This is a genomic window from Phenylobacterium sp., assembly GCF_013911965.1.
In the GTDB taxonomy this organism is placed as follows: domain Bacteria; phylum Pseudomonadota; class Alphaproteobacteria; order Caulobacterales; family Caulobacteraceae; genus Phenylobacterium.
In genome coordinates, this window is sequence record NZ_JACESE010000016.1 from 44,403 (window position 1) to 59,974 (window position 15,572).

Below are 15,572 nucleotides of genomic sequence, written 5' to 3' on the forward strand. Positions count from 1 at the left end.
TGCCCATGTGGTTCGCCGGCCCCGCCCGCCGCCTGCCCGCCGCCGGGCGGCCGGCGGCCCTGCGGCTGGGGTTCAAACTCACCCCCGGCATGAAGGTCGGCCTCTTCGGCGGCTCCTTCAATCCGGCCCACGAAGGTCACGCCCATGTGGCCGAGACCGCGCGGCGGCGTCTGGGGCTGGACCTCGTCGTCTGGCTCGTCTCGCCGCAGAATCCGCTGAAGTCGAACCACGAGACGGCGCCCCTCTCCGAACGGCTGGCCGGCGCGCGGGCCTTCGCCCGCCAGAACGGCATGAAGGTCTCCGACGCCGAGACCCGGCTGGGCTCGCCCTACACCATCGACACCATCCGCACCCTCAAGGCGCGCCATCCCGGCGTGAAGTTCGTCTGGATCATGGGGGCCGACAGCCTGGCCACCTTCCATCGCTGGCGCGGCTGGACGCAGATCATGCGCGAAGCGCCGGTGGCCGTGGTCTCGCGCCCCTGGATCTCGCTGAAGAGCCGATCCTCCCCGGCGGCCCGCCGTTTCGCGCGCTATCGGCTTCCGTCCAGCCAGGCGCGCACCCTGGCCGACCGCGCCCCGCCGGCCTGGGTCTTCCTGCGCGGACCGCTCAACTTCCAGTCCTCGACGGCGCTGCGCGAACGCATGCGGCGATCCGGACTCTAGGACCCTGCGCAAGGCCGCTGACCGCCGGTCGCGATCGTGATAGGGTGCGGCCTTGCGAGGGCCTAAGAGGAGTTTCCCGCTGAAGAGTGACGCCGCGCAGCGCGCGCAGGAGAGCGCCGGACCTGCCGCCGCCTCCCAAGACCCCCAGAGTCGCATCGCGGCCCTGGAAGACCTGATCCTGACCCAGCTCGACGACGACCAGGCGCAGGACGTCGTGGTCATCGACCTGAAGGGCAAGAGCTCCGTCGCCGACGGGCTGATCGTCGCCTCCGGGCGGTCGCAACGGCATGTCGGCGCCATCGCCGACCACCTGCTGCGGACGCTGAAGGAGCACGGCTATGGCCGGGCCCGCGTCGAGGGCCTGCCCCACTGCGACTGGGTCCTGATCGACACCGGCGACGTGATCGTCCACCTGTTCCGCCCGGAAGTGCGGTCCTTCTACAATATCGAGAAGATCTGGTCGGTGGACGCCTCGGGCCACGCGGTCGCCGCCTCCTGACGAGGCCGCTTGCGCGTGACGATCCTGGCGGTGGGGCGCCTGCCCCGCTCGCCCGAGACCGAACTGGTGAAGCTCTATGTGGAGCGCGCCACCGCCGCCGGGCGCGCTCTGGGTCTGGGCCCCGTCGAGGTGGTCGAGGTCGAGGGCCGCAAGACCGGCAAGGCCGGAGAGGCGGAAGCGCTCCGCCCCCATTTCAAGGACGCTCACGTCCTGGTCTGCGACGAACGCGGCCGGGCCCTGCCATCGCGCGACTTCGCCGCGGAGGTCGCGCGCCTGCGGGACGACGGCGTCCGCCGGCTGGTCCTGGTGATCGGCGGGGCCGACGGGCTCGACCCCGGCCTGATGGCGGAGGCGCAGGGCCGCATCGCCTTCGGGCCGCAGACCTGGCCCCACGCCCTGGTGCGCGCCATGCTGGCCGAGCAGGTCTATCGCGCCGTCACCATTCTGGCCGGAAGCCCCTATCATCGTGACTGAGGCCCCCCATCGATCCCGTCGGCCGCGCCCGGCGGCCTTTGCGGCCGGGCTGGCCGGCCTGGCCGCCCTGGTCTCGGCTGTCCTGGTCTCAGCCGCCGCGGTCAGGGCCGCCGCGCCGGACGACGCGGCCAAGCTTTCGGCGCTGAACGCCCGCGAGCAGGCCCTGAACGCCGAGCGGGGGCGCAACACCAACCAGCTCGCCCGCCTGCTGTCGGTTCTTCAGCAGTTCAAGCGCGACCCGCCGCCGGCCCTGCTGGTGCGGCCCGACGACGCGCGCGACGCGGTCCGCGCCGCCATCCTGGTCAAGGCCATGGCCCCGGAGCTGCAGCGCCGCGCCCAGGCCTATGCCGCCGAGGCCACGGACATCGCCCGCCAGCGGCGGCTCGCCGCCGTCGCCAACGAGACCCTCTTCACCGCCGAGAGCGAGCGGGCCGACGAACGCCCCACGCCGCAGGCCGTCGATCCCGACGGCGCGGCCCTGCGGGGTTATGCCGCGTCGGGCGCCGAGCAGCTCTTCGAGGGCCCCTTGAGCCCGCCCGACAGCCTGGTTTCGCCGGCCGAAGGTCCGGTGACCCATCGCTTCGGCGAGGCCCTGCACGGCTCGGCCAGGTCGCAGGGGCTGACCATCCTCACCGCCCGCGGCGCCCGTGTGCAAAGTCCAGGCGCCGGCCTCGTCCAGTACGTCGGCCCGGTGCGCGGCTGGGGCGTCATCTTGATATTAAGGATGAGCGGTGGATACCATCTGGTGCTGGCGGGCCTCGATCGGGCCACGGTGGATGTCGGACAATCGGTCGCGGCGGGTGCGCCTGTCGGATGGATGGCCGATGGTGGAAACTCTCCCTCGGAGCTCTATCTGGAGGTCCGTGAGAAGGGGGTTCCGGTGGATCCTTCCCGCTGGCTGAAGACCGAAGCGGGGTGATCCCACCTTGCGGGGGCGGCAACGCACAGGCGGCGCAAAATCGCCGCAAAGGGAGCCTCAGGCTGGGCCTATGAAGAAGTATCTGATGATCGGCGCGGCGGCCTTCGTCCTCGGGGCGGGGTCCATGGCCTATGTGAGCCAGCAGGCCCAGGCCTCGGCTCAGCAGCCGCGGGCCCAGACCTACCGCATGCTCGAACTGTTCGGCGACGTGCTGGACACGGTCGAGCGGCAGTACGTCACCGAGATCGACGAGACCAAGCTGATCGAGTCCGCCATTGACGGCATGCTGACCTCGCTCGACCCGCACTCGGGCTATCTGAACCCCGAGAGCTTCGACGAGATGCGCGACCAGACGCGCGGCGAGTACGGCGGGCTGGGCATCGAGGTGACCAGCGAAGACGGCGTGGTCAAGGTGATCTCGCCCATGGACGACACCCCGGCCGCGCGCGCGGGCGTCAAGGCCGGCGACTACATCACCGCCGTCAACGGCGAGAGCGTGCTGGGCATGACCGTCTCCGACGCGGTCAAGCAGATGCGCGGCAAGCCCGGCGAGGCGGTGACCCTGAGCATCGCGCGCGAGAAGAGCGATCCCTTCGACGTCGAGATCGTGCGCGAAGTGATCAAGCCCAAGTCCGCCGTGGCGCGGATGGAGGGCGACTACGGCTATCTGCGCGTCTCGGCCTTCAACGAACGCACGACCGAGGAGGCCGAACAGGCCTTCGGCGCCCTGCGCGCCAAGAACCCGGACATGAAGGGCCTTATCCTCGATCTGCGCAACAATCCCGGCGGCCTGCTCGACCAGGCGGTCGGCGTCTCCGACCTGTTCCTGGAGAACGGCGAGATCGTCTCCCAGCGCGGCCGCGACGCGCGCGACGTGGAACGCTACAACGCCCGGCCCGGCGACATCGCCGAGGGCCTGCCCATGGTGGTCCTGATCAATACGGGATCGGCCTCGGCGGCGGAGATCGTGGCCGGCGCCCTGCAGGATCGCAAGCGGGCCGAGCTGGTCGGCCTGACCTCCTTCGGCAAGGGTTCGGTGCAGACGGTCATCCCGCTTCGGGGCGGCATGGACGGCGCGCTGAAGCTGACCACGGCGCGCTACTACACGCCGGCGGGGCGCTCCATTCAGCAGACCGGCATCGAGCCGGACCTGGAGGTGGCCTCGACCCGCGACGAGGCCCAGGCCATCGCCAACCGCGCCTTCCAGTTCAGCGAGGCCTCGCTGCGCAACGCGCTGAACGCCTCCGAAGGGCTCAAACGCCGCGGGGCTCACGAACCGGCCGAAGCGCCGCCGGAGGACTTCGACGAGGCCAAGGACTTCCAGCTCGTCCGCGCCCAGGACGTGCTGAAGTACGGCTCCGTGGCGGCCACGCCCAAGCTGCCCAAGCCGCAGGCCCGCCTGGCCGAGGTGATCGGCGTGAAGGACAAGGTGGCCGCCGCGCCCGCCAAGCCGAACTGACGAGCGCCGTCTTGCGCGGCGCCCTCTTGCAAGGGGGCGCCGAAGCCGCCCATTAAGGCCTTCGTTAACCCTGTTGGCCGAGTCTTCGGCCAGAGGTTCAGCGACCGTGGCCATGTTCTCCAAGAAGTCCGCAGCGTCCGCACCGGCGACGCCGGAGCGGTCCCGACCCGCCGCCGTGGCCCAGCTGCGCGCGGCGGTGGCCAATCCCTATGTGGGCGCCAGCGGCGCGGCCTTCCTCTTCCTCGCCACCCTCGCCGTCCTGGTCATGATCATCGGCGATCCGCAGGCCGGGGCGCCGGTCGTCCGCCTGCCCCTGGCGAAAGCCGTGGTGGCCGCGGCTCCGCCCGGCTGGCGCGAGGCCCTGACCATGGACGGGGCCGGCCCCGGCGTGACGGAGGAGGTGTTCGAGCTGTCGGAGGCGCCGGTCGAGGGCGAGCTGGCCGGCGAGGCGGTGATCACCCTGCCCGGCGGCCCGGGCCGCAGCCGGGTCCCCCTGCCGCCGGCGCCGATCGCCGGCCTTTCCGCCCCCGGCCCGAACGGTCCGCTGCCCGTGATCGCTCCCGACGGCCGCACGCCTGCCGAGGCCTATGCCCGGCCCTTCCGGTCGAACGGCAAGCCCAAGGTGGCCATCGTCGTCGGCGGCCTGGGTCTGAACGCCCGGGCGACGCGCGACGCCATCGAGCGGCTGCCGGGCGAGGTCACCCTGTCCTTCGTGCCCTATGCGGAGGGCCTGCAGGGCTGGATCGACCTGGCCCGCGAGCACGGCCACGAGGTGCTGCTCGAGACGCCGATGGAGCCCGTGGACTATCCCGACAACGATCCCGGCCCCTACACTCTGCTGGCCAGCTCCGGACCGGCCGAAACGACCAAGCGGCTGGAATGGCTGCTGTCGCGGGCCACCGGCTATTTCGGCCTCACCAACTATCTCGGCTCCCGCTTCCTGAACGCCGACCCGGCCATGGCCGCCTTCACCACGGCGCTGAAGGCCCGCGGCCTCGCCTTCGTCGACGACGGCCAGGCGGCGGGGCGCGGCATGGGGATTCCCCGCGCTTCGGCGAGCCGCATCATCGACGATCAGCTGTCGGGCGAGGCGATCGACGAACAGCTTCTGGCCCTGGAGGCCCAGGCCCTGGAGCGCGGCCAGGCCCTGGGCTCCGGCTTCGCCTATCCCCTGACCATCGCCCAGGTCGCCGACTGGGCGCGCGAGGTCGAGCAGCGCGGCTACCAGCTGGCGCCGGCCTCGGCCCTGACCCGCCGATGACCTCCGGCGTCGCGCTTCCGCCCCACCTGGCGCCCTATCGGCCCAATGTCGGCGTCGTCCTCTTTCATCCGGACGGCAAGGTCTGGCTCGGCCGGCGCGTCGGGGCGCCGGGACCGTTCAACTGGCAGTTCCCGCAAGGAGGCGTCGATGCGGGCGAGGACCTGCAGGCGGCCGCCCTGCGCGAACTGGTGGAGGAGACCGGCGTCCGCTCGGTCACCGTCCTGGGCCGCACCGACGGCTGGCTGACCTACGACTTCCCGCCCGAGCATTCCGGCCACGGGGTCGGCAAGGCGTGGAAGGGGCAGCGGCAGGTCTGGTTCGCCGCGCGGTTCGACGGCGCGGAGTCCGAGATCGACCTTCAGGCCCATCCGCCGGTGGAGTTCGACGCCTGGCGCTGGGCCTATCTGTCCGAGGCGCCGGACGTGGTCGCGCCCTTCAAGCGAGAGGTCTACGCCCAGGTGGTGCGGGCCTTCTCCGTCTTCGCCGCCGGCTGATGGCCGCCCCCGTCATCATGATCCACGGCGCCTTCTGCGGCGGCTGGACGTTCGACGCCTTCCGCCGCCCCTTCGAGGCGGCCGGCCGCAAGGTGCTGACCCCCGATCTGCGCGGGCATGGCGCCGGAGAGGGGCTGCAGGCGGTGGTCGGCCTCTCCATGCTCGACTACGCCCACGACATCGCCGACCTGGCCGCCGGCCAGGACGAGCCGCCCGTCCTGGTCGGCCACTCCATGGGCGGGCTGGTGGCGATGCTGGCGGCGCGCCGCACGCCGGTGGCCGGGCTCGTCCTGCTGGCGCCCTCGCCGCCCTGGGGGGTGGCCGGCTGGAGCGTCGAGGAGGGCGTCACCGCCTTCGGCCTGCACCTGCTGGGGCCCTTCTGGGCCCAGGCGGTGACCCCCGACCGCGGCATCATGCTGCGCTACAGCCTCGACCGGGTTCCGCCGGGCGCGCGGCGGCCGATCCTGGAGCAGCTCAGCGCCGAGAGCGGCCGCGCCCTCTGGGAGACGCTGAACTGGTGGCTCGATCCGATGATGACCACCAGCCTGGGCGCGGGCCCGCCGGCCGCCCCGGCCCTCCTGCTGGTGGGCGAGAAGGACGTGGTGCATCCGCCGGCCACAGCGCGGCTGACCGCCGAGCGCATCGGGGCCGAGCACCGGATCCTGCCCGGCATGAGCCACTGGCTGCCGGGAGAGCCCGGCTGGGAGGACGTGGCGGGCCAGAGCCTGGCCTGGCTGGAGACCAGCCAGGCCGCCTGACCGCTCCGGGGCGGAACGAGCCCTAGAAGGTGCGTTCGCTGTAGAGCAGGGTCGCCTGATCGTAGCCGCGCTCCAGCGGCGAGTCGTCGGGCTTCTTGAGCTGCACGAAGACCATGCCGGTGGACTCGGAGTCGGTGTAGTGCTCCCAGGCCATGGTCACCCGCTTGATGTTGTCGGGGCCCACCGCATAGTCGTTGCGCTGCAGGACCAGTTCCGGCTCGTGCAGGAAGGCCCAGATGTTCAGGGCCTCGACGATCGGCTCTTCCTCGCCGACGGGATAGTTGATCTGCATGTTGCAGACATTGTCGTTGGCGCCCTTGGGCAGGACGGTGATGCTGTAGTCGCGGCCGCCGAGGCTGACCTCATAGGCGCCGGAGCGCCGGTTGCGCTTCATCCCCAGATCCTTGCCGACCTCCTCCACGGTCTTGCCCTCCTGAACCATGGGAATGCAGGCGCGGGTGAGGACCGAGAGGACCGCCGCCCCGTTGCCGGTGGTCGGCAGGGTCGGCTGTTCCACCGGAGCCGGGGCCGGGGCGGCCGGGGCCGCGGCGGGCGGAGCCGCCGTCTCGCCGGCCGCGGCGGGCGCGGGCGAAGTCCCGGGTTCCGGCGCCATGCCCGCGCCGTCCTGGGCGAGGGCCGGACCGGCGAGGCCGGTGAGCAGGATAAGGCTGGCGATGACGTTGCGCATGGCGGAGTTCCCCTGACTCGAAGCTCAAAAGAAAAACGGCGGCATCACACTAAAGCGAAGCCGCCGTCGCAAGGCCTGTCACGGCCGTTTGAGGTTCCGCCGGCCGATTTGCCGGTCCCGGAGCCTCAGGCGGAGACCGCCACGGCCTGTTCGGCCAGGATGGTCAGGCCCGAGGCGGTGACGTCGGCGAAGCCGCCCTTCACCTCGTAGACGGTTTCGCGGCCCTCGTTACGCACCACGACGCGCCCCTCGCGGAGCGTCGCCATGAAAGGCGCGTGGCCCGCCAGGACGCCGAAGTCGCCTTCGGAGCCCGGCGCGTCCACCTGGTCCACCGCACCGGAGAAGAGCTCCCGCTCCGGCGAGACGAGGGAGAAGTTCAGCTTCTCGGCCATGATCGCTTAGGCTTCCGCGGCCAGACGCTCGGCCTTGGCCACGGCGTCTTCGATGGTGCCGACATTGTAGAAGGCCGGCTCGGGCAGGTGGTCGTACTCGCCGTCGCACAGCGCCTTGAAGGACCGGATGGTGTCTTCCAGGCTCACGAAGATGCCGGGCGTGTTGGTGAACTGCTCGGCCACGTGGAAGGGCTGCGACAGGAAGCGCTGGATCTTCCGGGCGCGGGCGACGATCAGCTTGTCCTCTTCCGACAGCTCGTCCATGCCCAGGATGGCGATGATGTCCTTCAGCGCCTTGTACTGCTGCAGGATCTCCTGGACGCGACGGGCGACGGCGTAGTGCTCCTCGCCGATCACCAGCGGGTCCATGATCCGGCTGGTGGAGTCCAGCGGGTCCACGGCCGGGAAGATGGCCTGGGCGGCGATGTCGCGCGACAGCACGGTCGTGGCGTCCAGGTGGGCGAAGGAGGTGGCCGGGGCCGGGTCGGTCAGGTCGTCGGCGGGCACGTAGATGGCCTGGACCGAGGTGATCGAGCCCTTGGTGGTCGAGGTGATGCGCTCCTGCAGGTTGCCCATCTCCGTGGCCAGCGTCGGCTGATAGCCCACGGCCGAGGGGATGCGGCCCAGCAGAGCCGACACTTCCGAGCCGGCCTGGGTGAAGCGGAAGATGTTGTCGATGAAGAGCAGGACGTCCTTGCCCTCGACGTCGCGGAAATACTCCGCCTGGGCGAGGCCGGTCAGGGCGACCCGGGCGCGGGCGCCGGGGGGCTCGTTCATCTGGCCGTAGACCAGGGCGCAACGGCTGTCGCCGCCGCCGCCGGGCTGGTTCACGCCGGACTCGATCATCTCGTGGTAGAGGTCGTTGCCCTCGCGGGTCCGCTCACCCACGCCGGCCAGCACGGAGTAGCCGCCGTAGGCCTTGGCGATGTTGTTGATGAGCTCCTGCATGGTCACGGTCTTGCCCACGCCGGCGCCGCCGAACAGACCGATCTTGCCGCCCTTGGTGTAGGGGCAGAGCAGGTCGATGACCTTGATGCCGGTGACGAGCACTTCGGCCTGGGTCGACTGCTCGGAGAAGCTCGGGGCTTCGCGGTGGATGACGCTGGTCGTCTCCGCCGCGATCGGGCCGGCCTCGTCGATCGGCTCGCCGATGACGTTCATGATGCGGCCGAGCGTGGCCGGGCCCACCGGAACGGTGATGCCGGCGCCGGTGTCGACCACTTCCTGACCGCGGGTCAGGCCCTCGGTGGTGTCCATGGCGATGGCGCGCACGGTGTTCTCACCCAGGTGCTGGGCGACTTCCAGCACCAGGCGGAAAGGGGCGCCCGTCCGCTGGTCGGTGTTGGTCGTCTCGAGCGCGTTCAGGATGGCGGGCAGGTGGCCGTCGAACTCCACGTCGACGACGGCGCCGATGATCTGGGCGATGCGGCCCTTGGCCACGCCGCCGGACACCTGGGCGGAGGCCGCGCCGGCGGCCGGGGCGGCCGTGGACTTGCGGGCCGCCGGCTTGCGCGCTGTGGTCTTGGCCGGAGCCGCGGCGTCAGCCGCCGCAGCGGCCGGGGCCTTGGCCGCGGCGGTCCGCGCGGCCGGCTTCTTGGCGGGAGCCTTCGGGGTCGTAGCCATGGGTTTCTGTCTCTTGCTCTAGAGCGCCTCGGCGCCGGAGATGATCTCGATCAGCTCCTTGGTGATCTGCGCCTGGCGGGTGCGGTTGTACTGCAGGGTGAGGCTGGCGATCATGTCGCCGGCGTTGCGGGTCGCGTTGTCCATCGCGCTCATCTGGGCGGCGTAGAAGCCGGCCTGGTTCTCGAGCATGGCCGAGAAGAGCTGGACGGTCAGGTTGCGCGGCAGCAGGGTCTCGAGAATGCCCTCTTCCGACGGCTCGTACTCGTAGACCGCGCCCTTCAGGTCGACGGGGGCCGCCTCGTCCGAAACCTCGGCCGGGATCAGCTGACGCACGCTCGGCACCTGGCTGACCACCGACTTGAAGCGGCTGTAGACCAGGGTCACCACGTCGACCTCGCCGGCGTCGAACAGCTCGGTCACCTTGTCGGCGACCGCCTGGGCGACATCCATGGACGGGTTGGTCCCGGCCTCGAAGGTCTCGATGATCTTGCCGCTGTGCAGGCGGCGCAGCTGGTCGCGCGCCTTGCGGCCGACGACGATCAGCTTCACGTCCTTGCCCGCCGCCGTGAGGCTGGCGATCCGCTCGCGCGCGGCGCGCACGATGGAGGAGTTGAAGCCGCCGGCCAGGCCGCGGTCGGAGGTGGCGACCACCAGCAGGTGGCGGTCGTCACGGCCGGTCCCCGCCAGCAGGCGCGGCGCGCCCTCGCCCGACACGCCCCGGGCCAGGTTGGCGATGACCGAGGCCATCCGCTCGGCATAGGGCCGCGCGCTCTGGGCGGCGTCCTGGGCGCGGCGGAGCTTGGCCGCCGCGACCATCTGCATCGCTTTCGTGATCTTCTGCGTGGCTTTCACGCTTCCGATCCGATTGCGCATTTCCTTGAGGCTGGCCATCCCTTCGGGTTCCCGGCTCGGCCTTAGGCGAAGGTCTTGGTGAAGGCGTCCAGCGCGCTCTTCAGCTCGGCCTCGACATCGCCGTCCAGCGCCTTCTTGGTGCGGATGGCGTCGAGCAGGCCCTGATGCTTGCCGTGCAGGTAGCTCAGCAGTTCGGACTCGAAGCGGCCCACATCGGCCACCGCGATGCCGTCGATATAGCCGCGGGTGCCGGCATAGATCACCGCCACCTGCTCTTCCACCTGCAGCGGCGCGTACTGGGGTTGCTTCAGCAGCTCGGTCAGGCGCTCGCCGCGGGCCAGCATGCGCTGGGTCGTGGCGTCGAGGTCGGAGCCGAACTTCGCGAAGGCGGCCATTTCCCGGTACTGGGCGAGCTCGCCCTTGATCGGACCGGAGGCCGTCTTCATCGCCTTGATCTGGGCCGAGGAGCCCACGCGGCTGACGCTGATGCCGACGTTCACCGCCGGGCGGATGCCCTGGAAGAAGAGGTCGGTCTCGAGGAAGATCTGGCCGTCGGTGATCGAGATCACGTTGGTCGGGATGTAGGCCGACACGTCGTTGGCCTGGGTTTCGATGATCGGCAGCGCCGTCAGCGAACCGGAGCCGTTGTCCTCGTTGAGCTTCGCCGCGCGCTCCAGCAGACGGGAGTGCAGATAGAAGACGTCGCCCGGATAGGCTTCGCGGCCCGGCGGGCGGCGCAGCAGCAGGGACATCTGGCGATAGGCCACGGCCTGCTTGGACAGGTCGTCATAGATGATGACGGCGTGCATGCCGTTGTCGCGGAACCACTCGCCCATGGCGCAGCCGGCGAAGGGCGCCAGGAACTGCAGCGGGGCGGGCTCCGACGCCGTGGCGGCGACGACGATGGTGTAGTCCAGCGCGCCGCGCTCCTCGAGCGTCTTGACGATCTGGGCGACGGTCGAGCGCTTCTGACCGATGGCCACATAGATGCAGTAGAGCTTCTGGCTCTCGTCGCCCGTGGCGTTGACGGCCTTCTGGTTCAGGATGGTGTCGACGGCCACGGCGGTCTTGCCGGTCTGACGGTCGCCGATGATCAGCTCGCGCTGGCCGCGGCCGACGGGGATCAGGGCGTCGATAGCCTTCAGGCCGGTCTGCACCGGCTCGTGCACCGACTTCCGCGGAATGATGCCCGGGGCCTTGACGTCGGCGCGGCGGCGTTCGGTCGCCGCGATCGGGCCCTTGCCGTCGATCGGCTCGCCCAGCGGGTTGACAACGCGGCCCAGCAGGCCCTTGCCGACCGGCACGTCCACGATCTCGCCAAGGCGGCGGACCTCGTCGCCCTCGCCGATGGCGCGGTCGTCGCCGAAGATCACGACGCCGACATTGTCGCGCTCGAGGTTCAGGGCCATGCCCTTCACGCCGGCCTTGGGGAACTCGACCATTTCGCCCGCCTGGACGTTGTCGAGCCCGAAGACGCGGGCGATGCCGTCACCGACGGACAGAACCTGGCCGACGTCGGAGACGTCGGCTTCTTCGCCGAAATTGGCGATCTGCGACTTGAGAATGGCCGAAATCTCGGCGGCGCGGATATCCATGTCTTTTACGCTCTCTTGAGGGCGAATTTCAGCGAGTCGAGCTTCGTACCCAGCGAAGCGTCGAACAGACGGGAGCCGACCCGAACCTTGATGCCGCCGAGAATCGACGGATCGACGTGGGTCTCGATTTCAGGGTCCTTGCCGAGCGCCTGGCGCAGGGCCGCAGCGACGCCCTTGGACTGAGCCGCGGTGAGCGGCAGGGCGGTGGTCACCTGGGCGGCGACGACGCCGCGATGCTCGGCCGCCAGGGCGGCGAAGGCGGTGATCACCGCCGGCAGGACCGAGGCCCGGCCATTGGCCGAGATCAGCCCCAGGAATTTGCGCGTGAGCGGATCAAGTCCGGCCCGGTCGGCCACGGCGGCCAGCCCCTTGCCCTTGTCGCTCGCGCCAAAGGCCGGGGAGGCCAGCAGCATGCGCAGGTCGCGGCTGTCGGCCAGCATGGCCTTCAGCGACTTCAGGTCGGCCTCGACCTGAGCGATCTTGTTCTCGTCTTTCGCGAGATCGAACAGGGCCTGAGCATATCTGCCGCCCACATTCGATGCCTTGGAATCGTCCGCCACTCTGTGTCCGCCCGGTGCGTGTCAAAAGCCGCGGCGAGGAGATACTCGCCCCAGCTAAAGGCTTGAATGCGCTTGGGAAAGCACGTCGCCGAACTGGGCTGTGCGCCCCCCGGCCCTAAGCCGCGCGCCTGATAGCACGCGATTTTGGGCGCCGCAACCGAACCAGCGCCCAGGAAGACCGCCAATTCGCCTAGGCCGGCGTCGCCGCAACCGCCCGGCGGAACACGGCCGAGCCGCTGGCCGCCAGGGCGCCGTCGGCCTTCACCACCCGCCCGTGGGCGAAGACGAGGGTCCGCGTGGCCCGGTCGATCCAGGCCTCCACCGTCACCTCGTCCCCGGCCGCGACAGGCGCGCCGTAGTCCAGGGTGAGCGAGACGGCCGCCACGTCCTCGCCGCTTGCGCGCGCGAGCGCGGTTTCGAGGAGCACGGCGCAGGCGGCCGGCTGGTCCGGCACCCGGGCGGGACCGGAGATGGGGGAGGAGGAGCTCGTCATGGCCGCGCTCCTTTAAGGATGTGGGCGAAAAAGAAAAGGGCGCCGGTCCGACCGGCGCCCGAAGTTGGCAGGCTCGACAATAGGCGGCTGGGAGGCCCGTCCTAGCGGTTGGCGACCTGCGTCTTGGGCAGGGCCGCGGCGTTGCAGGCGCCCAGCTGTTCGGAATCGAAGGTCTTGGCGCCGCGCTCGAAGGCGGTGACGGCGCCGAACTTCTTCGCCACGTCCTTGCAGGTCGAGGCCGCGAAGGTGCGCGAGGTCGGCGCGTTGGCGATGCATTCGCCGTCCTGGCAGACGAAGACCGCGCCGCCGGCCACCAGCTGGACCCGTTCGGCGACCGGGGTTTCGAGCTTGACGGTGACGACGGGCTGGGCGGCGGCGGCCTGGCCGGCGAGGGCGAGCGAGACGAAGGCGGCCGCAGCGGCCACAGTGGTACGGAACATCATTTCAGCACTCCAGCGTTGGGGAGGTCGGCGCAGGGGCGCCGGCTCAGGATCTCAGGCCGGCGATATCCCCACCGCCGCGGCGCCTGAACTAAGCATCGCTAAGATAACGGTGTTAAGATCGGCGGCAACCGCGAATTGCGCAGGGCCGCCATGCAAGTTTGCAGAGGCGCCGGGAGGCAAGCGCGCTCCGGCCGCGACGATCGGCGGCGCCGCGGCGTCGTGGAATCGCCGCGTTCATCCCCCATCAATCATGTCGCGCGTCTTGTTCGCCTTGCGCTAAGGACGCGCGAACGCGCCCGCGCGGGCGCAGGACGAGACGACTTAGGACGACGAATGGCCAACTCCCAATCGCCGGGACCCAACAGGCCCGGCCGCGGCGGCAAACCCAAGCGCACCCCGCTGCAGGCGGCGCTCTACTGGGGCGCCGTGCTTTCGGTCTGGGGCCTCATCTTCGTGGCCGCCTTCTTCGCCGTGTTCGCCGTCGACCTGCCCGACACCTCCAAGCTCTACGACGTGGAGCGGCAGCCCTCGATCTCCTATCTCGACCGGTCCGGGGCGCTGATCGCCGTGCGCGGCTCGCAATATGCGCCGCCGGCCGACCTGGACGAGCTGCCCGACTACGTGCCCAAGGCCTTCATCGCCATCGAGGACCGCTGGTTCTACTGGCACTTCGGCTTCAATCCCTGGGGCATCATCCGCTCCCAGATCTACAACATGACCAATGACGGCGGGCCCCTGCGCGGCGGCTCGACCATCACCCAGCAGCTGGCGCGCAACCTCTTCCTGACCGCCGACCAGACCTATCGCCGCAAGGCCCAGGAACTCATCCTCGCCGTCTGGCTGGAGCTGAAGTTCTCCAAGAAGGAGATCCTCGAGCTCTATCTGAACCGGGTCTATTTCGGCGCCGGCGCCTACGGCATCGAGGCCGCCTCGCAGCGCTATTTCAACAAGCCCGCGTCCGAGCTGACGATCGGGGAGTCGGCCCTGCTGGCCGGCATGATGAAGGGCCCCTCGCGCTACAGCCCCGTCTCGGCCACCGATCGGGCGGCGCGCCGCGCCACCATCGTGCTGGACGAGATGGTCCGCCTGGGCGCGATCACGCCCGAACAGCGGACCGAGGCCTTCAACAACCCCGTCCGCGTGAACCCGACCCTGGCCAACCAGCGGGCCCAGTACTTCGTCGACTGGGTGGACGACCAGGTGCGCTCCCTGGTGGGCGAGCCCATGGACGACCTGGTGGTGGAGACCACGCTGGACCTGCCGATCCAGACGGCGGCCGAGAACGCGCTTCGCCGCGGGGTGGCCGCCGGCGCCGACCAGGGGGTCGGTCAGGGCGCGCTGGTCGCCCTCGACGGCGAGGGCCGGGTGCGCGCCTATGTCGGCGGCACCGACTACGCCGAGACCCAGTTCGACCGCGCCACCATGGCGCGGCGCCAGGCCGGCTCGGCCTTCAAGCCCTTCGTCTATCTGACGGCCATGGAGCAGGGCCGGACGCCCAATGTCCGCGTCGTCGACGCCCCCATCAAGATCGGCGACTGGGAGCCCAGAAACTACACCAACGATTATCGCGGCGAGATGAGCCTGCAGCAGGCCCTGGCGCTGTCGATCAACACCGTGGCCGCCCAGCTGGCCAACGAGGTGGGCACGGGCAATGTCGCGGCCACCGCGCGGCGCCTGGGCATCACCTCCAAGATCCAGCTCGATCCGTCCATGGCGCTCGGCGCCGTCGAGGTCAGCCCCCTGCAGATGGCCCAGGCCTACGCGCCCTTCGCCAATGGCGGCTTCAAGGCGACCGGCTACGGCATCGAGCGCATCCGCACCTCCGACGGCCGCGTGCTCTACGACCACAATGTGGACAAGCCGCAGCGCCAGTCGGTGATCGGCTCCCCGGCCCTGCAGTACATGAACCAGATGCTGCGCCAGGTGGTGTCCAGCGGCACCGGCACGGCCGCCCGCGTCCCCGACTACGACCTGGCCGGCAAGACGGGCACCACCAACGACTACCGCGACGCCTGGTTCGTCGGCTATACGGGCGGCTTCGTGGCCGCCGTCTGGGTGGGCCAGGACGACAACACCCCCATGCGGCGCGTGTCCGGCGGCGGGGTCCCGGCGCGGATCTGGAAGGACTTCATGAGCTCGGCCCTGCCGCGGCTCAACGCCCAGCCCATTCCCGGGGGCACGGTCGAGGCCCCGCCGGAGGCGCCGCAGGCCGATCCGATCGGCGACCTGCTGGACGGCGTCGGCTCCATGATCGGCGGCGACGATCCGGCGCCCTCCCCCGCGCCCGCGCCGGCGGACCCCGAACCGATCCCCTTCTAGGACGCCTGCGACAGGGATGCTCGCCCCACGGGGCGAGCATGACGCGTGCGGGCGGAGGGCGCACCCGGACCTGCGGGC

17 protein-coding genes are annotated in these 15,572 nt (G+C 70.5%); 9 read left to right on the plus strand and 8 right to left on the minus strand.

Annotated features, from left to right (window positions below):
• Positions 1–5: 5 nt before the first annotated feature.
• From H2041_RS15280 to H2041_RS15315, 8 genes are all read left to right on the plus strand, one after another.
• Positions 6–665, plus strand: a complete 660-nt coding sequence (locus H2041_RS15280; protein ID WP_293414179.1) for a nicotinate-nucleotide adenylyltransferase — start codon at positions 6–8, stop codon at positions 663–665.
• 52 nt (positions 666–717) lie between these two features.
• Complete coding sequence (gene rsfS, locus H2041_RS15285) at positions 718–1,164, plus strand: ribosome silencing factor (RefSeq protein ID WP_293414101.1); 447 nt, start codon at positions 718–720, stop codon at positions 1,162–1,164.
• 9 nt (positions 1,165–1,173) lie between these two features.
• Entirely contained in the window at positions 1,174–1,638 is a 465-nt protein-coding gene (rlmH, locus tag H2041_RS15290) for a 23S rRNA (pseudouridine(1915)-N(3))-methyltransferase RlmH (RefSeq protein ID WP_293414103.1), read from the plus strand.
• Complete coding sequence (locus H2041_RS15295; protein WP_293414105.1) at positions 1,631–2,557, plus strand: peptidoglycan DD-metalloendopeptidase family protein; 927 nt, start codon at positions 1,631–1,633, stop codon at positions 2,555–2,557. Before rlmH ends, H2041_RS15295 begins: the two co-directional genes overlap by 8 nt.
• 70 nt (positions 2,558–2,627) lie before the next feature.
• Positions 2,628–4,016: a S41 family peptidase gene (locus H2041_RS15300; protein ID WP_293414107.1), complete on the plus strand. Its 1,389-nt coding sequence runs from the start codon at positions 2,628–2,630 to the stop codon at positions 4,014–4,016.
• A gap of 112 nt (positions 4,017–4,128) precedes the next feature.
• Entirely contained in the window at positions 4,129–5,277 is a 1,149-nt protein-coding gene (locus tag H2041_RS15305) for a divergent polysaccharide deacetylase family protein (protein ID WP_293414181.1), read from the plus strand.
• Positions 5,274–5,771, plus strand: coding sequence for an RNA pyrophosphohydrolase (locus H2041_RS15310; protein ID WP_293414109.1), 498 nt, complete (start codon positions 5,274–5,276; stop codon positions 5,769–5,771). The genes H2041_RS15305 and H2041_RS15310 overlap by 4 nt, the downstream gene beginning before the upstream one ends.
• Positions 5,771–6,529 (plus strand): alpha/beta hydrolase, encoded by a 759-nt coding sequence (locus H2041_RS15315; RefSeq protein ID WP_293414110.1) that lies wholly within the window; start codon positions 5,771–5,773, stop codon positions 6,527–6,529. The genes H2041_RS15310 and H2041_RS15315 overlap by 1 nt, the downstream gene beginning before the upstream one ends.
• A 22-nt stretch (positions 6,530–6,551) precedes the next feature.
• Here the strand turns inward: H2041_RS15315 and H2041_RS15320 are convergent, their stop codons facing one another.
• The 8 genes from H2041_RS15320 to H2041_RS15355 all read right to left on the minus strand — a co-directional run bounded on the left by H2041_RS15320 (position 6,552) and on the right by H2041_RS15355 (position 13,172).
• Positions 6,552–7,217, minus strand: coding sequence for a hypothetical protein (locus H2041_RS15320; RefSeq protein WP_293414112.1), 666 nt, complete (start codon positions 7,215–7,217; stop codon positions 6,552–6,554).
• A gap of 125 nt (positions 7,218–7,342) precedes the next feature.
• On the minus strand, positions 7,343–7,609 hold the full coding sequence (locus H2041_RS15325; protein WP_293414114.1) for an ATP synthase F1 subunit epsilon: 267 nt from the start codon (positions 7,607–7,609) through the stop codon (positions 7,343–7,345).
• A 6-nt stretch (positions 7,610–7,615) separates the two neighbouring features.
• Entirely contained in the window at positions 7,616–9,232 is a 1,617-nt protein-coding gene (gene atpD / locus H2041_RS15330) for a F0F1 ATP synthase subunit beta (RefSeq protein WP_293414116.1), read from the minus strand.
• 18 nt (positions 9,233–9,250) lie between these two features.
• On the minus strand, positions 9,251–10,123 hold the full coding sequence (locus H2041_RS15335) for a F0F1 ATP synthase subunit gamma (RefSeq protein WP_293414118.1): 873 nt from the start codon (positions 10,121–10,123) through the stop codon (positions 9,251–9,253).
• A gap of 23 nt (positions 10,124–10,146) precedes the next feature.
• Positions 10,147–11,679, minus strand: coding sequence for a F0F1 ATP synthase subunit alpha (gene atpA, locus H2041_RS15340; protein ID WP_293414119.1), 1,533 nt, complete (start codon positions 11,677–11,679; stop codon positions 10,147–10,149).
• 5 nt (positions 11,680–11,684) lie between these two features.
• Positions 11,685–12,239: a F0F1 ATP synthase subunit delta gene (locus tag H2041_RS15345; protein ID WP_293414120.1), complete on the minus strand. Its 555-nt coding sequence runs from the start codon at positions 12,237–12,239 to the stop codon at positions 11,685–11,687.
• 190 nt (positions 12,240–12,429) lie between these two features.
• Positions 12,430–12,732, minus strand: coding sequence for a hotdog domain-containing protein (locus tag H2041_RS15350; RefSeq protein WP_293414121.1), 303 nt, complete (start codon positions 12,730–12,732; stop codon positions 12,430–12,432).
• 101 nt (positions 12,733–12,833) lie between these two features.
• The gene (locus tag H2041_RS15355; RefSeq protein WP_293414123.1) at positions 12,834–13,172 is read right to left on the minus strand and encodes a hypothetical protein; all 339 of its coding nucleotides are present in this window, start codon (positions 13,170–13,172) and stop codon (positions 12,834–12,836) included.
• A gap of 336 nt (positions 13,173–13,508) precedes the next feature.
• Between H2041_RS15355 and H2041_RS15360 the strand changes: the two genes are divergently transcribed.
• The gene (locus H2041_RS15360) at positions 13,509–15,494 is read left to right on the plus strand and encodes a transglycosylase domain-containing protein (protein ID WP_293414125.1); all 1,986 of its coding nucleotides are present in this window, start codon (positions 13,509–13,511) and stop codon (positions 15,492–15,494) included.
• The last annotated feature ends 78 nt before the right edge of the window (positions 15,495–15,572 follow it).